This window comes from Labrys monachus (assembly GCF_030814655.1).
Taxonomy (GTDB): Bacteria; Pseudomonadota; Alphaproteobacteria; order Rhizobiales; family Labraceae; genus Labrys; species Labrys monacha.
Map to the genome: position 1 here is coordinate 416,253 of NZ_JAUSVK010000001.1, position 21,585 is coordinate 437,837.

Genomic DNA, 21,585 nt, shown 5'->3' on the forward strand with positions numbered 1-21,585 from the left:
GCCGGCAAGAACCCGTCGGCCTGCCCCGTGCCGCCCCCTGTCGTGATAGTGTCTTTTCCTTGCCGGACATTCGCGTCCGCCGGGCGGCCGTCGAAGGCGGGCTTCCGGCCTCCCGCGGCCCGCTCGCCGCTCGATCCGGGAGAACTGTGTTCGAGGTAAGCATGTCGTCTCATCCCGCGCTGATATTGAATGCCGATTTCAGGCCCCTGCGGTATTTTCCGCTATCTCTCCTGTCCTGGCAGGACGCCCTGCGCGCCGTGTTCCTCGACCGCGTCAGCGTGGTCGCCGAATATGACGCCTTCGCGCGCAGCCCGTCGACGAAGGTCCGCCTGCCTTCGGTCGTCGCGCTGCGCGATTACCAGAAGGTCGACCGCACCGTGCCTTTCACCCGCTTCAACCTGTTCCTGCGCGACGCCTTCACCTGCCAATATTGCGGGCAGGGCTTCGCGGCGAGGGATCTGCAGTTCGAGCACGTGATCCCGCGCTCCAGGGGCGGGGCGACGTCATGGGAGAACATCGTCGCGGCATGCGGCCCGTGCAACGCCCTGAAGGCCGACCGCCTGGACATGCGCCCGTTCAGGAAGCCGGCGCGGCCGTCTCCCTGGAACCTCCTGGAAACCAGCCGGCGCTATCCGCACAACTACCTGCACGAGAGCTGGGTGGACTATCTCTACTGGGACAGCGAACTCGTGGGGTGACGGCGGGCGAGATTGGAGAGGCGATCCCCGATCGACCTCTTCCTCGCCTGCAGGCTGGCGTTTCCAAGAAGGGCGATCGGTGATCGCCGCTCCACTTGCGCCGTCGCCGGAAATCGGGCCGTCCGCCGCGTGCTTCAAAAAGAGGGCGATCTCCGCCGACCGGCCTTGACGGATCCATTTTTTATAGTCTATTTGTTCGTCATGGGAACGAACTAATGGGCGGATCGTGAGTCAGGACCATCCCTCTCTGGCCAGGCAGTTTTCGCGCCGCATCGTCGCGGAAGCGCTTCTGCACCAGGCGCCGATATCGAGGGCCGACCTTGCCCGCGTCACCGGCCTGTCGAAGCAGACGATGTCGCAGGTCATCGGCGAACTGGAGGCCGGCGGCTGGGTCAAGTCGGCCGGGACGAGCCGCGGCGGCGTCGGCCGCACGGCCGTGACCTATGAGATCGCCGAGGACGCCGCCTACTCCCTCGGCGTCGATCTCGGCGGCACCAAGGTGACGGCGGCGGTGGCCGACCTCGTCGGCAAGGTGGTCGGCGACCTGACCGAGCCGACCGATCCGCGCGGCGGCCGCCATGTGCTCGACCAGATCCACGGCCTCGCGGCGAAGCTCGCCGCCTCGGCCGCCATCGACGCCGCACGCATCGAGAGCATCGTCATCGGGACGCCCGGCGTCGTCGATCCGCGTTCGGGCCGCATCGGCCTCATTCCCAACATCAGGGGCCTGTCCGAGCTCGATGTCCCGCAGGTGCTCGGCAGCCTCTTCGGCCGGGCGGTCCATCTGGAGAACGACGTCAACCTCGCCATGCTCGGCGAGGCCTGGCGGGGCGGGGCGCAGGGCTGCCGCAACGCCGCCTTCCTGGCGCTCGGCACCGGCGTCGGTCTCGGCCTCGTCGTCAATGGCGAGCTGGTGCGCGGCGCCACCGGCGCGGCCGGCGAGGTCGCCTATCTGCCGCTCGGCGCCGACACCACCTCGCCCGAAGCGAGGAGCGTCGGCTCCTTCGAGCTGGAGGTCGGCTCGGCCGGCATCCTCCGGCGCTATCGCGCCTGCGGCGGCGAGGGAGCCGATACGGTGCGCGACATCTTCGCCCGGCTTGCCCAGGGCGAGCCGCAGGCGGCCGCCGTTCTCGACGACACCGCCCATATCGTCGCCCTCGCCATCGCCGCGCTGCAGGCGACGGTCGATCTCGAACGCATCGTCCTCGGCGGCAGTATCGGCGTGCAGCCGGAACTGGTCGAGCGCGTGCAGCGGGCGATGCCTTCGGTATTCGCGCGGCCGGTCGATATCCGGCCGAGCGCGCTCGGCAGCGCCGCCGGCCTGGTCGGCGCGGTGTCGTCGGCCGTGCACCGCCTGCACAACCAGCGTTTCGGCATCCCCGACATGCCCGGCGACTTCACCATCCCCGGATCGAGCCTGGCGAGGGCCGCCGAATGACCATCGACACCGCACTCATCCCCCGCCTCAGGGCCGCTCTCGACCGGGATGAGGCCGTCGGCCTCCTCCGGCGTGCGGTCCGCACGCCGAGCGTCACCGGCACGGAGGCGGCTTTCGCCCGTCTGCTGGCCGAAGAGCTCTCGGCGCTCGGCGCCGCCGATGTGCAGCTCGACGCCTTCGCGCCGGACCGGCCCAATGTGCGCGGCCGGCTCCCGGGTGCGGGCGGCGGCCCGACCCTCCTCCTCACCGGCCATACCGACACGGTGCATGTGCGCGGCTGGCGCGAAAAATGGGCCGGCACCGAGCGCGAGGACCCGTTCGGCGGCGCCGTCGTCGACGGCGCCCTGTGGGGCCGGGGCAGCGGCGACCTCAAGGCCGGCATCTGCACGACGCTCGCGGCCGCCCGCCTCCTCGCCGCCGCCGGCCTGCGCGCGCCGGCCGATCTCCAGTTCGCCTTCATCGGCGACGAGGAGAGCGGCGAGCCGGAAACCGGCGTCAGCGCCGGCATGAAGGCCTTCGTGGCGCAGATCGAGGCCGGCGCCGTGCCGCGGCCCGACTTCGCCGTCTATGTCGAGCCGACGCAGCTCAATGTCTACGCCGCGCAGATGGGCTTCCTGATCTGCGATATCACCGTGACCGGCCGCTCGGCCTATTTCGGCGTGCCCGAGCTCGGCATCGACGCGCTCAAGGCCTCGCATGCGATCCTGGGCGCGCTGTTCGCCCATTCCGCGAGGCTGGAGGCACGGGCGCCGCACGGCCTCGTCGGCCATCCCTTCCTGCTGGTGACGACCATCGAGGGCGGCGGCTATATCGCCGTGCCCGGCGAGTGCCGCATCAGCCTGATCCTCAAGCTGCTGCCCGGCGAGAGCCTCGATCAGGCGGTCGCCGAACTGGAGGCGGCGGTGGGGAGCGCGCCGCTCGATCCCGGCATCCGCCTCGCCTTCGCCTATCCCGCCGGACGCGACCACCGCTTGGGCGGCACGCCGAGCGAGACGGCGCCGGACCTGCCGGCCGTGCGCCTCCTGGTCGAAGCGGTGAAGGCGGTGCGTCCGGACCGGGGCGCCATCGAAGGCGCGTCCTACTGGTCGGAGGCGCCCTTCCTCGTCAACCGGCTCGGCATTCCCGCCGTCTATTGCGCGCCGGGCGACATCCGCAACTGCCACACGCTCGAAGAGCATGTCGTGATCGAGGACTATCTCGACGGCGTCGTCGCCTTCGCCGCGTTTCTCGCCACCTACGGGAAGCCATAACGGGCCATGACGGCCATAGAGGGAGAAGTCAGATGGGGATGAGGAAGAGTATCGCGGCGCTGGCCATCGGCGCCGTCCTGGCGCTGGCGCCCGTGGCCTTCGCCGGCGAGACGGTCGGCCCCGGCGGGGAGAAGGCGACGCCCGCCTCGACGCTGGCGCTGACGGACGCGGAAGCCGCCAAGCTGCGCGAGGGCAAGTTCACCGCGGCCCTGCTCTGGCACACCTCCTCGGACTTCGTGAACGCCGTCACGGCCGGTGCCAAGGACGAGTTCGCCCGCCTCGGCATCACCGTGGTGGCCGAGGCCGATGCGGGCTTCGACGCCGCCAAGCAGAAGAGCGATGTCGAAACGGCGATGGCCAGGAAGCCGAGCGCGATCCTGACGCTGCCGCTCGATCCGGTCACCTCGGCCGCCGCCCTCCGGCCGGCCGTCGAGGCCGGCGTCAAGGTCGTCCTCCTGTCGAACAAGCCCAAGGATTTCGTCCAGGGCAAGGACTACGTCACCATCGTCACCGACGACCTGTTCCAGATGGGCAAGCAAGCCGCCGATGCCCTCGCCGCCGCCATCGGCAAGAAGGGCAAGGTCGCCTGGATCTACCACGACGCCCAGTATTACGTGACCAACCAGCGCGACAACGCCTTCAAGGCGACGATCGAAGCCGATTATCCCGACATCAAGATCGTCGCCAGCCAGGGCATTTCCGATCCGGCGCGCGCCGAGGACATCGCCCAGGCGATCCTGCTGCAGCATCCCGACCTCGACGGCATCTACGTCACCTGGTCCGAACCCGCCGAGGGCGTGCTCTCGGCCCTGCGGGCGGCGGGCAACACCCGGACCAAGGTCGTCACGCTCGATCTGTCCGAGCCGGTCGGCCTCGACATGGTCAAGGGCGGCAACGTCGCGGCCATCGCCGCGGACAAGGCCTATGAACTCGGCCGCGCCATGGCGGAAGCGGCGGGCTACGGCCTTCTCGGCAAGCAGGCGCCGGCCTTCGTCGTCGCGCCGGTGCTCACGGTCACCAAGGCCAATGTCGCCGAGGGCTGGCAGGAGTCGCTCCACCGCGCGGCGCCGCAATCGATCCTCGACGCGCTGAAGTGAGGCGGCCGGCAAGGGCGCGGATGGAGGGGCGATCCTGTCTGTCGAGATGCCGGAGAGTCCCGAGGACGCGACGCTGGGTATCCCTTCCCCCTTGTGGGGAAGGGTAGGGATGGGGGTCGTCGTAACCTGGCTCGGACCGAGACTGCTGTCTCGACCCCCACCCTCTAATCCCTCCCCACAAGGGGGAGGGAAGCGGCAAATGTCGCGCCTCGAACCCAAGCCCATGCCCGCCCGTTCGCGGCCCGGGACAAGAAAAGACCAGCCATCCCAGGAGATCCCATGTTGAACCGACGCGTCTTCCTCCTCTCGGCGAGCCTGGCGGCGATGGTCGCCTTCGCCGGACCGCTGCATGCCGCGCTCAAGGCGAGCACCGGCCCCAATGGCGAGGCCGCCACCTCGGCCAGGAGTCTGGTGCTGACCCCCGACCAGGAAGCCAAGGCCAAGGCCGGCAAGTTCACCGTCGCCGTCGTCTGGCACGAATCCTCGGACTGGTCGAAGGCGGTCATCCAGGGCGCGAGCGACGAGTTCACGCGTCTGGGGATCACGGTGGTCGCCCAGACCGACGCCAATTTCGATGCCGCCAAGCAGAAGAGCGACGTGGAAACGGTGATGGCCAAGCGGCCGAGCGCGATCTTCTCCGAGCTGGTCGACCCCGACACCGCGCCGGAAGCCTTCAAGCCGGCGAGGGATGCGGGCATGGTCCTCGTCTTCGTCGACCAGCCGCCCAAGGACTTCGTCGCCGGCAAGGACTATGTCTGCGTGGTCTCCGACGATTTCGCCGCGATGGGCAAGCATGCCGGCGATGCCATGGGCGCCGCCCTCGGCGGCAAGGGCAAGATCGCCTATGTCTACCATGACGCGAACTTCTTCGTGACCAACCAGCGCGACGGCGCCTTCAGGCAGACCATCCTCGACGACTACAAGGGCGTCCAGATCGTCGCCGAGCAGGGCCTCGCCGATCCGACGCGCGCCGAAGACATCCTCAACGCGCTGGTGACCAAGCATCCCGATCTCGACGGCATCTATGCGACATGGTCGACGCCGGCCGAAAGCGTGCTGGCGGCGCTCCGCAATGCCGGCAACACCCATACGAAGATCGTGACCTTCGACCTGTCGGAGCCGCTGGCCCTCGACATGGTCAAGGGCGGCAACGTCGCCGGCATCGTCGTTGACCAGGCCTACCAGATCGGCCAGACCGGCGCCCGCGCCGTGGCGCTCGGCCTCATCCACGACAAGGCGGCGCCCTATTACGCCGTCGACGCGCTGACCGTGACCAAGGACACGGTGAAGCAGGGCTACCAGGAATCGCTGCATCGCGGCCTGCCGGCTTCGATGCCGGGCCAATAATGCCCCCTCGGGGAGGCGGAACGTCTTCCGTCTCCCGTCCGCCCCTCACGGGAGCGGTCTCGCGTCCTGCCGGGATAGAACCATGCTCGCCACTCTGCGCCAGATCAATCCGAGCCGATATGTCATCTATGTCGGCTTCCTCCTGATCTTCGTCGTCTTCTCCATCGTCCTGCGCGACGACGGCTTCCTCACGACCTTCAACCTGTTCAACATCGTGCAGCAATCCGCACCGATCACGGTGATGGCGGTGGGAGCGGTGTTCGTGCTGACCTCGGGCGAGATCGACCTGTCGATCGGGTCCATCGTCGCGGTGTCGGCGCTGCTCGCCGCGGTGGTGCTGCGCGAATGGCCCTGGCCGCTCGGCGCCGCCGCCGGCCTCGCGGCGGGCGCGGCGATCGGCGCCCTCAACGGCGCTTTGGTCGCCTATGGCAGGCTGCCCTCCTTCCTGGTGACGCTGGCGACGATGGGCGTCTTCGCCGGGGTCGCGCGCCGGATGACCGCCCTTCAGTCCGTGCCGATCGAAAACGACATGTTCAACGCCCTGTTCGGTTCGGGCGCGCTGTTCGGCATCCCCTCGCTGATCCTGTGGACGGTGGTGGCCATCGCTGTCGGCTATTTCTTCTTCCGGCAGACCCGCTACGGCGCCCATGTCCACGCGACCGGCGACAATCCGCGCGCGGCGCGGGCCACCGGCATCAAGGTGCTGCGGCTGCGCTTCAGCGTGCTGGTGCTGAGCGGGATGCTCGCCGCGCTCGCCGGCCTCCTCTATGCCGGGCGGCTGCACGGCGCGCGCTACACGCTGGGGGAATCCGACCTGCTCACCGTGATCGCCGCCGTCATCGTCGGCGGCACGCGGCTCAACGGCGGCGCCGGCTCGATCGTCGGGGCGCTGATCGGCTCGCTCTTGATGAGCATGCTGAACAACGGGCTGATCCTGATGGGCTACCAGCCCTCGGACCAGATGATCGCCCGGGGCCTCATCATCCTGATCGCAGTGGCGCTGACCCTGCGCGAGCCGAACCGGTAGGCCGATGCCACAGTGTCACGCACGGCTTGTCGATGGGAGTGCCGCCCCTCATCCTTACCTTCTCCCCGTAAGGACGGGGAGAAGGGAGCGGCCGCGTCGCGTCTCGAACCGGTCGGGCGAGACGGAGACGGTGCGGGACGATCCCGACGCCGAGGTCCCCTCGCCCCGCATCGCGGGGAGAGGATAGAGGTGAGGGGCTGCGCCGCCGCCGGCGGGCGTGCCTCGACCCCCACGCATCCTGAACCTTCAGACTGGGATATCCCGATGTTTCTCGATCTCATCCGCCGCCGCAATCCCGCCCTCGTCGAGCAGGTGATCGCGCTGCACCAGGCCGGAAAGCTGCCGGCGAACACCTATGTCATCGACCTCGACGCCGTGGAGGCCAACGCCCGGCACATCGCGGGCGTCGCCGGGCGCCACGGCCTCAAGACCTATGCCATGACCAAGCAGATGGGCCGCAACGCTTCGTTCTGCCGGGCGGCGATGCGCGGCGGCATCGGCAAGGCGGTGGCGGTCGACATGGAATGTGCACGGGCGACGCATCGCGCCGGCATGGGGCTCGGCCATCTCGGCCACCTCGTCCAGGTGCCCCGCGCCGAGGCCGATGCCGCCGCCTCGCTGGTGCCCGACCACTGGACGGTGTTCAGCCTGGAGAAGGCGAGGGAGGCAGCCGCCGCGGCGCATCGGCTCGGCCGCCGGCAGGACATCCTCCTGCGCATCGTCGCCGAGGGCGATCGCTTCTATCGCGGCCATGAGGGCGGCCTTCCGGCTGCCGAGGTGGCCTTGCTCGCCGAGGCCGTCGACGCCATCGAGGGCGCGCGCTTTGCGGGCATCACCAGCTTTCCCACCCAGCTCTTCGACGGGGCGAGCGCCAGCGTGAAGCCGACCGCCAACCTCGCCACGCTCGAGCGGGCCGCCGAGGCGCTCGCCAGAGCGGGCCGCCGCGGCATCGAGATCAACACCCCCGGCACCACCTCGGCCGAGATCCTGCCGATGCTGGCGGCGGCCGGCGCGACGCAGGTCGAGCCCGGCCACGGCCTCACCGGCACCACGCCGCTGCATGTGGTCAGGGACCTCCCCGAAACCCCGGCGGTGGTCTATCTCAGCGAGGTCTCACACCTGATCGGCGGCGAGGCCTTCTGCTTCGGCGGCGGCCTCTATATCGATCCGGTCTTCCCCGACTATCCAGTGAAGGCCATCGTCGCCCGGGAGCCGACGGTGTCGGATGCGGCGCTGGCCGGCGTCGAGATCCCCGTGCCCGCCTCGATCGACTATTACGGCATGGTCGATGCGAGCGGCGCGGTGCGGCCGCGCGTCGGCGACAGCGTCGTCTTCGGCTTCCGTCCGCAGGCCTTCGTGACGCGCGCCTACACCGCCGGAATCGCCGGCCTTTCCAGCGGCACGCCCGTGGTCGAAACCATCCATGACGCCTTCGGCCGTCCTGCCGACTGGCCTTTGTAAGGAGCCGCCATGCAAGCCCAGTCCCAGTCTCAAGGCCAGAGCAAGGCGCCCGGTGCCGATGTCCCGGTCCTGTCGCTGCAGAACATCCACAAGGCCTTCGGCGGCATCATCGCGCTGGAGCGGGTCGACCTCGACATCCATGCCGGCGAGGTCGTGGCGCTGGTCGGCGACAACGGCGCCGGCAAGTCGACGCTGGTCAAGATCATCGCCGGGGTGCAGCCCGCCACGCAGGGCCGCATCCTGATCGACGGCGCCGAGGTGGCGATGACCGATCCCAGCGACTCCCAGGCTCTCGGCATCCAGGTCGTCTACCAGGACCTCGCCCTCGCCGACGCCCAGCCCGTCTACATGAACATGTTCCTCGGCAAGGAACTCGTCACCGGGCCGCTGCGCCGCCTCGACCGCAAGCGCATGATCACCGAGACGGAAAGCCTGGTGAAGGAACTCGACGTCCGCATTCCCTCGGCAAGGGCGACGATCCGCGACCTCTCGGGCGGCCAGCGCCAGGGCATCGCCATCGCCCGCGCCACCCATTGGGCGACCAAGCTGGTACTGATGGACGAGCCGACGGCGGCGCTCGGCGTTGCGGAAACCGCCAAGGTCGAGAAGATCATCGCCGGCCTCAAGGCGCGCAATCTGCCGATCCTGATCGTCAGCCACAGCCTCGACCAGGTCTTCCGCCTGTCCGATCGCATCTGCGTGCTCCGGCGGGGCAGGCAGATCGGCGTCCGCGACACCCGCAGCACCGACAAGAACGAGATCGTCTCCATGATCACGGGGTTGAGCACATGAGCGCGGGCACCGAAACCACCCTGATGGCGCTGGAGACGGCGGAGGCGCCGCAGGCCGTGGCGCGCATGCTGGACGCCAATCGCGCGGCGCTCGCCGAATTCGGGCGGCTGTTCCGCGAGCGCCGGCCCTCGCATTTCGTCACCTGCGCCCGCGGCTCCTCCGACCATGCGGCGTCCTACTTCAAATATCTGGCCGAGATCATGCTCGGCGTGCCCTGCTGCTCGGTCGGTGCGTCCGTGGTCTCGATCTACGGCGCGAGGCTGCATCTGCGCGACACGCTGCTGGTGACGATTTCGCAATCCGGCCGGAGCCCGGACATCCTCGCCTTCCAAGCCGAGGCCAGGCGGGCGGGCGTGCCGACGGTGGCGATCACCAACGACGCCGCCTCGCCGCTGGCGGCCGACGCCGATGTCTGCCTGCCGCTGATGGCGGGGCCGGAATTGAGCGTCGCGGCGACCAAGACCTTCATCACCTCCGCCGCGATGGCCGCGGCGCTGGTCGGCGCCTGCGGCAGCGATGCGGGCTTCAGCGAGGCCCTGGCCCGCCTGCCGGAGGATCTCGCCGCGGCGCAGGCCCTGCGCTGGACCGCCGTCGAGGACAGGGTGCCGCAGGCGCGATCGCTCTATGTGCTCGGGCGCGGCCCCTCGCTGCCGATGGCCCAGGAAGCGGCGCTGAAGCTGAAGGAGACCAGCGGCCTGCATGCCGAAGCCTTTTCGGCCGCCGAAGTCATGCACGGGCCGATGGAACTGGTCGAGGAGGGCTTTCCCGTCCTCGTCTTCGCGGCGCGCGACGCGGCGGCTGCCACGACGGCCGAGAGCGTCGAGCGGCTCAGCCGGGCCGGGGCCCATATCCTCCAGCCCGACTTCCGGCCCGCCGGCCATCCGGCGCTCGATCCGCTCAGCATGATCCAGACCTTCTACGGCAGCGCCGAGCGCATCGCCCGCCGGCGTGGCCGCAATCCCGACAAGCCGCGGCTTTTGCAGAAGGTGACGGAGACGCGGTAGGGCCGGCACAGCACCCTGTCCGGGAGGGGAGGGTGACGTGGCGCCAGAAATCCACGCTTCTACGATCCAGATCGTGGAGCCGTGCGGTAACGGCCGACCGAAAGCCATTATGAGGCGCATCCCACCCTCCCCTGGAGGGGGAGGGTCGACGCGCAGCGTCGGGGTGGGGTGACCCCGCCTCGCTGGAAAGGATTGTTTTCAAGCATGACCTGCGTATTCCACTCCGCCCCGGCCCTTCAGGCCGACCCTCCCCCTCCAGGGGAGGGTGGAGTGGTGCCGGAAAGCCACGCTTCTGGGATCCAAATCTTGGATCTGGGCAGTGACCGTCGACCGAAAGCCCATATGAGGCGCCCACCCTCCCCTGGAGGGGGGGTCGACGCGCAGCGTCGGGGTGGGGTGACCCCGCCTCGCTGGAAAGGATTGTTTTCAAGCACGACCTGCGTTTCGCACCCCACCCCGGCCTTTCAGGCCGACCCTCCCCCTCCAGGGGAGGGAGGGGCGGCCAGCCGGGTCCGTGCCGTCCGTACGATCGAGGCGGTGATGTCTTTCAGCGCGCCTTCCACCGCCCGGCTCCAATGCCAGAACAGCGGGACCAGCAGGGGCCGGCCCGGCACCAGCGCGACCAGCCGGCCCGCCGCCAGATGCGGTTCGACCAGCGAGGCGGGGTTCATGCCCCAGCCGATGCCGGCGAGCGCCGCGTCGACGAAGCCGTGCGAGGACGGGATCCAGTGGCTGGGCCGGGGCAAAGACTGCCCGAAGGTCTCGGCGAGCCAGCGGTCCTGCAATTCGTCGCTGGTGTTGAAGGTGATGCTTGGGGCGGCCCGCAGGGCGTCTTCGCCGACGCCGCCGGCGAACCAGCGCCGCATGAAGGCCGGGCTCGCCGTGGCGATGTAGGTCTGCGCGCCCAGGGACCGGCTGCCGCAGCCGCGGACGGGTCCGGGCGCAGTGCTGACGGCCGCGCTGACCTCGCCGCGCCGCAGCCATTCGGCCGTGTTGCTCTCGTCGTCGATGACGAGGTCGAACAGCCGTTCCTCGATGCCGGCGAGGGCCGGGACGAACCAGGTGGCGAGGCTGTCGGCGTTGACGGCGATGCGGATGGTCGGCGCCCGCCCGGCCGGGATCACCGGGCCGAGATCGGCGCGCAGGCTGAGTTCCATCAACCCGATCTCCTCGACATGCCGGCACAGGCGCTTGCCGGCGGCGGTCGCCGTGCAGGGCTGGCCGCGCACGATCAGGCTGGTGCCGAGCCGCTCCTCGAGCAGCTTCACCCGCTGCGAGATCGCGGACGGCGTCACGCCGATTTCCCGCGCCGCCTTGTCGAAGCTGCCGGTGCGCACGACGCGGGCCATGGCGTCCATGAGGGCATAGTCGAGCATGGATTAGTTTTTCTAAATCACGATTAAATTATATCAATTTTCTAATTGTTGGGATGCGGCTAGTCAAATCGCTCTCCACAGGGATGTCGCCATGACCACGGCTCTGCTCTCCGGATTTCTGCTCGGTCTCAGCCTCATCGTGGCGATCGGCGCGCAGAACGCTTTCGTTCTGCGCCAGGGGCTGCGGCGCGAACACGTCTTCGCCGTCTGCCTCGCCTGCGCCCTGTCGGATGCCGTCCTGATCACCGCGGGCGTAGCGGGCTTCAGCGTCGTCGGTGCCGAATTGCCCTGGCTCGAACCGGCGATGCGCTATGGCGGGGCGGTCTTCCTCATCGCCTACGGGCTGCGCAGCTTCCGCGCGGCGCTGCTCGACACCGGGACGCTCGCCCCCTCGGCCATCGACAGCCCGGGCCTGGCGCGGACGCTGACCACCTGCCTCGCCTTCACCTGGCTCAATCCGCATGTCTATCTCGACACCGTCATGCTGCTCGGGTCGATCTCGACGCAATATGAGGGCGACAAGGCGGCCTTCGGCATCGGAGCCGGCATGGCCTCCTTCCTGTTCTTCTTTTCGCTCGGCTACGGCGCGCGGCTCCTGCGGCCGCTTTTCGCCCGGCCCGGTTCCTGGCGCGTGCTCGACGCCTCCGTCGGCATGACGATGTGCGGGCTGGCGCTGAAGCTGGTGGTGTAGAACCCTTCCCCGGGACCGCAGGCTTTCAGGCTGCTTCTTGCCCCATACGCCAACCCAGGCCCCGACTGGAGGGTCGATCACCGATCGACCTCTTCCTTTCCTGCAAGCTCGGTGTTGCCAAGAAGGGCGATCGGGTGATCGCCCCTCCAAAGTCACGCCTTGCCTGGCAGAGCCAGCGCATGGGAGTTCGAAACCTGCTGTCCCGGGAAGACCATGCCTTCCGAAGAGCGTTACGCCTCGTCCCGGATCCTGTAGCCGATGCCGGGCTCCGTCTGGATGATCCTGGGGTTGGCGGGGTCGCGTTCGATCTTGGCCCGCAACTGGCCGATGAAGACCCGGAGGTAATGCAGGTCGTCGCCATGCGCCGTGCCCCATACCGAGGTCAGCAGATGGCGATGGGTGACGACGCGGCCGGCATGGCGCACCAACATGGCGAGGAGGTCGTATTCCTTCGGGGTCACCCGGATCGGCTCGCCGTCGCGGGTGACCAGGCGCTTCAGCGTGTCGATGACGAGGCCGTCGGTTTCGAAGCGCGTCGAGGCCCCGGCGTCCTGCGCCTTGTGGCGCAAGGCGTTGCGGATGCGGGCGATGAGCTCGCCGATGCCGAAGGGCTTCTCGACATAGTCGTCCGCGCCGAGGTCGAGCGCGGCGATCTTCTCCGTCTCGCGGTCGCGCGCCGACAGCACGATGATCGGCACCTTCGACCATTCCCGCACCTTGGCGATGATCTCCTTGCCGTCCATGTCCGGAAGGCCGAGATCGAGGATGACGACATCGGGCGCCGCCGTGGCGATCAGGCGCATGGCATCGGCGCCGTTGGCGGCGTCGGCGACCTCGTAGCCCGCGGCGGTGAGGGCCGGCTTGAGGAAGCGTTGGATCTGCGGCTCGTCGTCGACAACCAGGATGCGCATCGGGTCGGGATCGGCTTTGAAAGAGGAGAGGCGATGCCTCGTAGCCGACGCATACAGCAAGATACCGCTCTCCCGAAGCGTCTTACGCGGCGATGGGCAGGCGGATGACGATGCGCGTCCCGCGCTTGCGGACGGCCGGGCTTTCCGCGACGATGGTGCCGCCCATCGCCTCGACGAAGCCGCGGCAGATCGACAGGCCGAGCCCGGTGCCGGCGGCGCGTCCGTCCACCTTGCCGCGGCGGTAGAATTTGTCGAAGATGCGTTCTAGATCGGCCGGCGGGATGCCCTTGCCCTGGTCGATGACCGAGATCAGCACCTCGCCGCCTTCGCGCCGCGCATAGATCGCGGTCGGCGTGTCGGCGGCGCCATATTTATGCGCATTGTCGATCAGGTTGAACAGCACCTGTCCGAGCAGGGCGCTGTCGCCGCGCACGGGCGGCAGGTCCGGTGCGATGCTGACGTCGATGGCACGGTCGGGAAAGGCCTTGCGCGCGCGGTCGGCCGCCGCGCGGACGACGTCGGCGATGTCGACCCAGTCCCGCCGCGCGTTGAGCGCCCCCGCCTCGATGCGCGTCATGTCCAAGAGATTCGAGACGAAGCGCGACAGCCGCGCCGCCTCCTCCTCGATGGAGGCCAGGAGGTCGTCGCGGCTCGCCGCGCTCATGCGCTCGCCCAATTGCCGCAGGCTGGTGACCGCGCCGGTGATCGAGGCGAGCGGCGTGCGCAAATCGTGCGAGATCGAGGAGAACAGCGCGCTGCGCAATTTCTCGCTCTCCTCGAGGGCAGCGGTGCGGGCGCTGTCGCGGGCGAGGCGGGCGCGGTCGACGGCGATGGCCGTCTGGTCGAGGATGGCGACGAGAATGCGGTCCTCGGTCGGCGTCAGGCCGGGCCCACCTTCCGGCCGCTCGAAGCCGAAGACGCCGACGGCGCCGTGCGGCGTGAGGAGGGGGCGGTACTGGAAAGCGAGGTTGGGCAGCGTGCCCGTGCCCCTGCCGGCATTCTCCCTCTTCTCGAAGGCCCAGCGCAGGGCGGTCATGTCGGTGGTGTCGAGCGCGATGTCGGGCGGCCATGCCGCGGTCACGGTGAGTTCGTCCTCGATCGGCACGGCGAGGATCACGCGTCCGCCGAGCGTCGCCTGGGCATGGGCCGCGGCGGCCCACAGCACGTCGTCCACGCTGGTGATGCCGGAGAGCTTGCGGGAGAACTCGTAGAGCGCCTGGGTGCTGGCGGCCCGCCGGCCGGCTCCCTCCGCCCGGTCGCGCACGCGACCGGCGAGATCGCCGGTGGTGACGGCGACGATGAGGAAGATGACGAGCGCGAACAGCTCGTGCGGCTCGGCGATGGTGAAGGTGTAGACCGGCGCGATGAAGAAGAAATTATAGGTGAAGAAGGAGAGGATGGCGGCGGCAATCGCGGCGGTGCGTCCGATCGTCAGCGCGCAGAGCAGCACCGCCATCAGGAACAGCATGGAGACGTTGGGCAGGGGCACGAAGTGCTGCAGGCCCAACCCGATGGCGACGGCGGCGGCGACGGAGCCGACGGCGAGCGCGCCGGCCTTGGCCATGGGCAGCAGCGCCAGGCGCGGCCGCCTGCCGGGGGTCGGCGGGGGCTCGGTATCCTCGCTCGTCACCACATAGATGCCGATGTCGCTGGAGCGGCGCAGCAGGGCGTCGGGCAGGGAGCGGCCGGCGATGCGCCGCCACCAGCCGGCTTCGCCGCGGCCGAGCACGATCTGGGTGGCATTCTCGCGGCGGGCCAGGCGCAGGATCTCGCCGACATAGTCGTGCCCGCTGACGCGCCGCGTCTCGGCGCCGAGCCGCTCGGCGAGCAGGAAGGTCTGGTCGAGCCGATGCATGGCGACGGGGTCGGCGATGTCCTGGCCCGGACGCTCGATCGTCACCACCAGCCAATGGGCGTTGAGGCCGTTGGCGAGCCGGCCGGCGGTGCGCACCACCTTTTCCGACAGCGCGTCGGTGCCGATGCAGACCAGCAGGCGGTCCGCCGTCTCCCACGGTCCCTCGATGGCGTTCTGGCGCAGATAGTCGATCATCTGATCGTCCACCCGGTCGGTGGTGCGGCGGAGCGCCAGTTCGCGCAGCGCGGTGAGATTGCCGGGCTTGAAGAAGCCTTCGGTGGCCCGCCGGGCGTTCTCGGGCAGATAGACCTTGCCGGCTTCCAGGCGCTGGATCAGCTCGGTCGGCGTGATGTCGACGACGATGACCTCGTCGGCCTTCTTGAGCACGCTGTCCGGCACGCTCTCGCGCACGGTGACGCCGGTGATGCGCGAGACGACGTCGACCAGGCTTTCGAGATGCTGGATGTTGACGGCCGTCCAGACGTCGATGCCGGCGCCGATCAGTTCCTCGACGTCCTGGTAGCGTTTGGGATGGCGGCTGTCAGGCGCATTGCTGTGGGCGAGTTCGTCGACGACGATGAGCCTGGGACGGCGGGCGAGCGCCGCATCGATGTCGAACTCCTCGAGCGCCCGGCCGCGATAGTCGATCCGGCGGCGGGGCAGCACTTCGAGTCCCTCGATCAGGGCCGCCGTCTCGGCGCGGCCGTGGGTCTCGGCGATACCGATGACGACGTCGACGCCCGCATCGCGCTCGCGGCGCGCCCGCGACAGCATCGCATAGGTCTTGCCGACGCCGGGGGCGGCCCCGAGAAAGACGGTGAGGCGCCCGCGGCCCTCCCGGCCTGCGAGCGCCAGCAACGCATTCGGATCGGGACGGGCATCGGTGTCGCGCGCGGGAAGGGGCATGCGGTCCTGCAAGACGAAAGCGTCATCCCGCAAGCGGCGCGAAGCGCCTCGGCACGCATGCGGGATCGATTGAAGGCCGGCTCGTCAGGCGTTCGGAGGCCGCGAGGCGGCGCTTGGTGCCGCTCCGCGTCCCGCCTGTTTGTCTCATTTCGCCTTGACGGCATCAAGGGCGAGGTTGAGCGCCAGCACGTTGACGTGCGCCTCGCCGACAAGGCCGGCGAGGCGGCCCTGCGTCTGCGCATCGACCAGCGCCTTCACCTGATCCTCCGGCAGGTTGCGGGCCTTGGCGATGCGAGAGACCTGGAGGGCGGCGAAGGCCGGCGAGATGTCCGGATCGAGGCCGGAGCCGGAGGTCGTGACGGCGTCGGCGGGAACCTCGCCCGCCACGCCCTGCTTGCGCAGATCGGCGATGCCGGCGGTGATGCGGTCGACCAGGGGCTTGGAGGTCGGACCGAGATTGGAGCCGGTCGAGTTGTCGGCGTTATAGGGCGCGGCGACCGTCTTGGTGGCGTCGTTGGGATCGGCCGCCGAGGTCGCGGAGGGGCGCCCCTGGAAATAGCGGTCGGTGGTGAAGTTCTGGCCGATCAGGGCGGATCCCACCACCTTGCCGCCGTCGAGGACCAGGCTGCCATTCGCGGCGGACGGAAAGACATATTGGCCGATGCCGGTGATGAGGAGAGGATAGATGCCGCCGGTCAGGATGGTGAACAGGACCATCATCACGATGGCCGGGCGCAGATGGATAAGCATGGCGTGCTCCTTGGAGCGGAAGGTTGGATGACTGCGGTGTGGCCCCCCTCCCCTGGAGGGGGAGGGTCGATGCGGAGCGTCGGGGTGGGGGTGCCTTCTTCGTAAAAGCAATCTCCACATGAACCTTCGTGGTGGCACGTTTCCCACCCCGCCCCGGCCTTTCAGGCCGACCCTCCCCTTCCAGGGGAGGGTGAAGATGCGATCGCCTCACACGAGGTGCAGGGCCGCGACGAGAAGATCGACGGCCTTGATGCCGACGAACGGCACGAGGATGCCGCCGAGCCCGTAGACCACCAGGTTGCGCCTGAGCAGCGCCGCCGCCCCGACCGGACGATAGGTGACGCCCTTCAGGGCCAGCGGGATCAGCGCGACGATGATCAGCGCGTTGAAGATCACGGCCGACAGGATGGCCGATTGCGGCGAAGCGAGGTGCATCACGTTGAGCGCCCCCAGTTCCGGATAGGTCGCGATGAACAGCGCCGGGATGATGGCGAAATATTTCGCCACGTCGTTGGCGATCGAGAAGGTGGTGAGGGCGCCGCGCGTCATCAGGAGCTGCTTGCCGATGCCGACGATCTCGATCAGCTTGGTCGGGTTCGAGTCGAGGTCGACCATGTTGCCCGCCTCGCGCGCGGCCTGCGTGCCGGTCTGCATGGCGACGCCGACATCGGCCTGGGCGAGGGCGGGGGCGTCGTTGGTGCCGTCGCCGCACATGGCGATCAGCCGGCCGCCGGTCTGCTCCCTGCGGATATAGGCGAGCTTGTCCTCCGGCGTCGCTTCGGCGAGGAAGTCGTCGACCCCGGCCTCCGAGGCGATGGCCGCGGCGGTGACCGGATTGTCGCCCGTGACCATCACGGTGCGGATGCCCATGGCCCGCAGCTCGGCGAAGCGCTCCTTGATGTCGGGCTTGACCACGTCCTTGAGATGGACGACGCCGAGGATGCGGCCGCCCTCGGCGACGCCCAGCGGCGTGCCGCCGGTGCGGGCGACCCGGTCGACCGCCTGCCTGAAGGCGGGCGGCGCGGCGTCGGCGGCGACGCCGGCGAACTTCAGGACGGCATCCACCGCGCCTTTGCGGATCGAGCGGCCGTCGAAGTCGATGCCGGACAGGCGCGTCTGCGCGGCGAAGGGGATGACGGTCGAGGGCCGGCCGGCGAGATCGGGCTCCTCGACGCCGTAATCGCCTTTGGCGAGCGCGATGATCGAGCGGCCTTCCGGCGTCTCGTCGGCGAGGCTCGCCAGCACGACCACCGCGGCGAGCTGCTCCTCGGTCACGCCCGGCACCGGCAGGAATTCGGTGGCCATGCGGTTGCCGAAGGTGATGGTGCCGGTCTTGTCGAGCAGCAGCGTGTCGACGTCGCCCGCCGCCTCGACGGCACGGCCCGAGGTCGCCACCACATTGAAGCGGATCAGGCGGTCCATGCCAGCGATGCCGATGGCGGAGAGGAGGCCGCCGATCGTGGTCGGGATCAGCGTCACCAGCAGCGCCACCAGCACGGTGACGCTGACGATCGTGCCGGAATAGCCGGCCAGGCCCCACAGCGTGGCGACGGCGATCAGGAAGATCAGCGTCATGCCCGAGAGCAGGATCGAGAGGGCGATCTCGTTCGGCGTCTTCTGGCGTTCGGCTCCTTCGACGAGCGCGATCATGCGGTCGATGAAGGAGGAGCCCGGCTGGGTGGTGATGCGCACCTTGATCCAGTCGGACAGGACCTGCGTGCCGCCGGTGACGGCCGAGCGGTCGCCGCCGGATTCGCGGATCACCGGCGCGGATTCGCCGGTGATCGCACTTTCGTTGACCGAGGCGACGCCCTCGACCACCTCGCCGTCGCCGGGAACGAGGTCGCCCGCCTCGACGATGACGATATCCCCGACATTGAGCTTGTCGGCCACGACCGACTCGTACCGGTCGCGCGGAGCGGTGGCGGACGGCAGGCGCTTGGCCTTGAGGTCGGACTTGGTGCGCCGGAGGCTTTCGGCCTGCGCCTTGCCGCGCCCTTCGGCGACGGCTTCGGCGAAGGTGGCGAACAGCACGGTGAACCACAGCCAGGCCGCGATCTGGGCGGGGAAGGTCACGCCGTCGCCGTGCACGAGGTCCCGCAGGCACAGCACGGTCACCAGGGCGGCGACGACTTCGGTGACGAAGATCACGGGGTTGCGGACGAGCAGCCGCGGATCAAGCTTGACGAAGGCGTCCCGGATGGCCGGCAGCAGGATGGAGGCATCGAACATCGACGGCGAATTCGGTTTGGAAGACATGATTGCCATTCCCTCAGAAGGTTTTGCCGGCGAGCATCAGGAAGTGCTCGACGATGGGCCCCAGCGCGAGCGCGGGGAAGAACTGCAGGCCGCCGACGATCAGGATGATGCCGACGAGAAGGCCGACGAACAGCGGCGTATGGGTCGGGAAGGTGCCGGCCGAGGCGGGCACCTTGGTCTTGGCGGCGAGCGAGCCGGCGATGGCCATCACCGGCACGACATAGCCGAAGCGTCCGGCGACCATGGCGATGCCCAGGGTGGTGTTGAACCAGGGCGTATTGGCCGACAGGCCGGCGAAGGCCGAGCCGTTGTTGCCGACGGCGGAGGAATAGGCGTAGAGGATCTCGGTCAGCCCGTGCGGGCCGCCATTGGCGATCTGCGAGACGGCGAAGGGCAGCATGGCCGAGACGCCGGTGAAGCCGAGGATGGCGGTCGGCAGGATGAGGATCGCCAGCATGGCGAATTTCATCTCGCGCGCCTCGATCTTCTTGCCGAGGAATTCGGGGGTGCGCCCCACCATCAGGCCGGCGATGAACACGGTGAGCACGGCGAAGACGATCATGCCGTAGAGACCGGATCCGACGCCGCCCGGCAGCACTTCGCCGAGCTGGATCAGGAAGAGCGGGACCATGCCGCCGAGCGGCGTGAGCGAGGCGTGCATGGCGTTGACGGCGCCGCAGGAGAGGCCCGTCGTCGCGGCGACGAACAGCGCGGTCATCGCCTGGCCGAAGCGGATCTCCTTGCCTTCCATATTGCCGAGAGCCGGATCGACGCCGAGATGGGCGAGGATCGGATTGCCATAGGTCTCGGCCCAGTAGACGATGCCGACGCCGGCGATCAGGATGATGGCCATGGCGGCCAGCAGCGCCCAGCCCTGGCGCAGGTTTCCGACCATCCGGCCGAAGGTGTAGACCAGCGCCGAGGAGATCGCGAGCATCGAGAAGATCGAGAGATAATTGGCGAGCGCCGACGGATTCTCGAAGGGATGGGCCGAATTGGCGTTGAGGAAGCCGCCGCCATTGGTGCCCAGCTGCTTGATGGCTTCCTGGCTGGCGATCGGTCCGAGAGCGATGGTCTGCTTGGCTCCCTCCAGCGTGGTGGCGTCGACCGCGCCGAGCAGGGTCTGCGGGATGCCGGCGGCGATGAAGGCGATGGCGACGATGATGGCGAGGGGCAGCAGCACATAGAGCGTGCAGCGCGTGAGATCGACCCAGAAATTGCCGACCGTCTTGGCGCCCGAGCGGGCGAAGGCCCGGGTGACGGCGATGGCGAGGGCGATGCCGGTCGCGGCCGACATGAAGTTGTGCACCGTCAGCGCGAACATCTGGCTGAAATTGCTCATCGTCTGTTCGCCGGCATAGGACTGCCAGTTCGTGTTGGTGAGGAAGCTCACCGAGGTGTTGAACGCGAGATCCGGCGTCAGATTGTCGAAGCCCTGCGGATTGAGCGGCAGATAGGCCTGCAGGCGGAAGATCGCGTACATGACGATGAAGCCGGCGGCGCTGAACATCAGCATGGCCAGCGTGTAGGTGAGCCAGTTCTGCTCCCTGTCGGGATCGATGCCCGACAGGCGGTAGAAGCCCGTCTCGACCGGAGACAGGATCGGCGACAGGAAGGTTCTGCGGCCCTCGAAGACGTGGGCCATGAAGGCGCCCAGCGGCTTGACCGCCAGCAGGACCGCCGCGAACAGAAGGATGATCTGGAGCCATCCGTTCAGGGACATGGAATTTCTCCAAAAGGGCATGGCGCCTTCGTTCTGCGGGCCTGAAGGCCGGCAGAACGAAGGGGCTCCATGCGATTGCGAAAGCGGGGAAGCGGGATCGTTCGGGGCGAAGCGGTCCCGCCCCCTTCGCGGCGTCACGCGGCGCGGGGGAGGCCGGTGGCATGGCGCGAAAGGAAAGGGTTTCCGGCACGGACGGACGCGTCGGGACGAGGGGCTCGGGCCCGGCGGCAAGGCGTTGAACGTGACGGGTTCGGATCGCGGTACCCCGCCATGACGAGGCGTGGCCCGATCCGAAGCCGTCGCGGCGCTAGAAGCGCTCGGGCTTCAGCAGCGTTGCGACGAGATAGGCGGCGAGCGCGAGGGCGACGACGAGGCCGAGGATGGGATCGAACATCGGTTTTCCCTCAGATCCTGTCGAGCGCGCGGGCATAGAAGGCCAGGACCAGCAGGCCCAGGACGCCCAGCAGCAGATAAGCGATATCAAGCATGACGAACCTCCACCCCCATTGGGTGCAGGCGGGACTATCTCACTAGGCGGCGTCAGGGTTCGATTGCGATTGTGGGGGAGGGATATAAGGGACGCATAAAGATCGGCGGCCGAAGGGCGGACTTCGGCCCACTCTCGAAGCCATATTGCGGCAGGAAGATCATAACATTGGCGTCGAAGAAGCTACGGGGCATTCGCCTCGTCCCGGACGAAGGTGAAATCCGCCGGGAGAAGGCCGCGCAAGGCCTGCAGCCGCTTCAAAAATTCTTCGCGTCCCGGCTTGCGGGCGATTTCCAGCTCGCGCCGATCGGCGATGTTGATCACGATGTCGTCGCCTTCCTTCAAGTCGAGAGCCTCGACGACGCTGGCGGGAAGGCGGACCGCCAGGCTGTTTCCCCACTTCGCGACCAGCATATGCGCCTCCGTGGATATACACTGGAGCAATGTATATCCATGCCCGGCAGTGTCCAAGCGCCGACGATGCGGGTCGCGGCAGGATTTCACCCACCCTTG

General features: G+C 68.6%; 18 protein-coding genes. 10 read left to right on the top strand and 8 right to left on the bottom strand.

The genetic code is table 11. From position 1 onward, the window contains the following. The first annotated feature begins 161 nt into the window (after window positions 1–161). The 9 genes from J3R73_RS01885 (at window position 162) to J3R73_RS01925 (ending at window position 10,114) form a co-directional block, all read left to right on the top strand. Window positions 162–698 carry an HNH endonuclease gene (locus tag J3R73_RS01885; protein ID WP_307421852.1) on the top strand — a complete coding sequence of 179 codons (537 nt, stop codon included), beginning with the start codon at window positions 162–164 and terminating at the stop codon, window positions 696–698. A 226-nt stretch (window positions 699–924) separates the two neighbouring features. Continuing rightward, window positions 925–2,136 (top strand): ROK family transcriptional regulator, encoded by a 1,212-nt coding sequence (locus tag J3R73_RS01890; RefSeq protein WP_307421854.1) that lies wholly within the window; start codon window positions 925–927, stop codon window positions 2,134–2,136. Further along, the gene (locus J3R73_RS01895) at window positions 2,133–3,386 is read left to right on the top strand and encodes a M20 family metallopeptidase (protein ID WP_307421857.1); all 1,254 of its coding nucleotides are present in this window, start codon (window positions 2,133–2,135) and stop codon (window positions 3,384–3,386) included. The genes J3R73_RS01890 and J3R73_RS01895 overlap by 4 nt, the downstream gene beginning before the upstream one ends. 32 nt (window positions 3,387–3,418) lie before the next feature. Further along, window positions 3,419–4,483, top strand: coding sequence for a substrate-binding domain-containing protein (locus tag J3R73_RS01900; protein WP_307421859.1), 1,065 nt, complete (start codon window positions 3,419–3,421; stop codon window positions 4,481–4,483). A 279-nt stretch (window positions 4,484–4,762) separates the two neighbouring features. Next, window positions 4,763–5,830 (top strand): substrate-binding domain-containing protein, encoded by a 1,068-nt coding sequence (locus tag J3R73_RS01905; protein WP_307421861.1) that lies wholly within the window; start codon window positions 4,763–4,765, stop codon window positions 5,828–5,830. 82 nt (window positions 5,831–5,912) lie between these two features. Then, a complete protein-coding gene (locus J3R73_RS01910; protein WP_307421864.1) occupies window positions 5,913–6,857 on the top strand; it encodes an ABC transporter permease in 945 nt (314 codons plus the stop codon). A 264-nt stretch (window positions 6,858–7,121) separates the two neighbouring features. Further along, window positions 7,122–8,318 (top strand): alanine racemase, encoded by a 1,197-nt coding sequence (locus J3R73_RS01915; RefSeq protein ID WP_307421866.1) that lies wholly within the window; start codon window positions 7,122–7,124, stop codon window positions 8,316–8,318. 9 nt (window positions 8,319–8,327) lie between these two features. Further along, window positions 8,328–9,110 carry an ATP-binding cassette domain-containing protein gene (locus tag J3R73_RS01920; RefSeq protein WP_307421868.1) on the top strand — a complete coding sequence of 261 codons (783 nt, stop codon included), beginning with the start codon at window positions 8,328–8,330 and terminating at the stop codon, window positions 9,108–9,110. After that, a complete protein-coding gene (locus J3R73_RS01925; RefSeq protein ID WP_307421870.1) occupies window positions 9,107–10,114 on the top strand; it encodes an SIS domain-containing protein in 1,008 nt (335 codons plus the stop codon). The genes J3R73_RS01920 and J3R73_RS01925 overlap by 4 nt, the downstream gene beginning before the upstream one ends. Window positions 10,115–10,578: 464 nt before the next feature. Here the strand turns inward: J3R73_RS01925 and J3R73_RS01930 are convergent, their stop codons facing one another. Continuing rightward, a complete protein-coding gene (locus J3R73_RS01930) occupies window positions 10,579–11,490 on the bottom strand; it encodes a LysR family transcriptional regulator ArgP (protein ID WP_307421872.1) in 912 nt (303 codons plus the stop codon). Between the two features lie 91 nt (window positions 11,491–11,581). Between J3R73_RS01930 and J3R73_RS01935 the strand changes: the two genes are divergently transcribed. Beyond that, on the top strand, window positions 11,582–12,181 hold the full coding sequence (locus tag J3R73_RS01935) for a LysE/ArgO family amino acid transporter (protein WP_307421874.1): 600 nt from the start codon (window positions 11,582–11,584) through the stop codon (window positions 12,179–12,181). Between the two features lie 230 nt (window positions 12,182–12,411). Here J3R73_RS01935 and J3R73_RS01940 read toward each other — a convergent pair whose 3' ends face one another. The 7 genes from J3R73_RS01940 to J3R73_RS01970 all read right to left on the bottom strand — a co-directional run bounded on the left by J3R73_RS01940 (window position 12,412) and on the right by J3R73_RS01970 (window position 21,486). After that, window positions 12,412–13,092 carry a response regulator gene (locus tag J3R73_RS01940; protein ID WP_307421876.1) on the bottom strand — a complete coding sequence of 227 codons (681 nt, stop codon included), beginning with the start codon at window positions 13,090–13,092 and terminating at the stop codon, window positions 12,412–12,414. Window positions 13,093–13,174: 82 nt separating this feature from the next. Beyond that, the gene (locus J3R73_RS01945) at window positions 13,175–15,853 is read right to left on the bottom strand and encodes a DUF4118 domain-containing protein (protein WP_307421879.1); all 2,679 of its coding nucleotides are present in this window, start codon (window positions 15,851–15,853) and stop codon (window positions 13,175–13,177) included. A gap of 144 nt (window positions 15,854–15,997) precedes the next feature. Continuing rightward, window positions 15,998–16,603 carry a potassium-transporting ATPase subunit KdpC gene (gene kdpC, locus J3R73_RS01950; protein WP_307421881.1) on the bottom strand — a complete coding sequence of 202 codons (606 nt, stop codon included), beginning with the start codon at window positions 16,601–16,603 and terminating at the stop codon, window positions 15,998–16,000. A 207-nt stretch (window positions 16,604–16,810) separates the two neighbouring features. Then, entirely contained in the window at window positions 16,811–18,862 is a 2,052-nt protein-coding gene (gene kdpB, locus J3R73_RS01955) for a potassium-transporting ATPase subunit KdpB (protein WP_307421884.1), read from the bottom strand. Window positions 18,863–18,875: 13 nt separating this feature from the next. Further along, the gene (kdpA, locus tag J3R73_RS01960; protein WP_307421886.1) at window positions 18,876–20,585 is read right to left on the bottom strand and encodes a potassium-transporting ATPase subunit KdpA; all 1,710 of its coding nucleotides are present in this window, start codon (window positions 20,583–20,585) and stop codon (window positions 18,876–18,878) included. 307 nt (window positions 20,586–20,892) lie between these two features. Beyond that, entirely contained in the window at window positions 20,893–21,015 is a 123-nt protein-coding gene (gene kdpF, locus J3R73_RS01965) for a K(+)-transporting ATPase subunit F (RefSeq protein ID WP_307421888.1), read from the bottom strand. Between the two features lie 240 nt (window positions 21,016–21,255). Beyond that, window positions 21,256–21,486 carry an AbrB/MazE/SpoVT family DNA-binding domain-containing protein gene (locus tag J3R73_RS01970; RefSeq protein ID WP_307421889.1) on the bottom strand — a complete coding sequence of 77 codons (231 nt, stop codon included), beginning with the start codon at window positions 21,484–21,486 and terminating at the stop codon, window positions 21,256–21,258. Window positions 21,487–21,585: the final 99 nt, after the last annotated feature.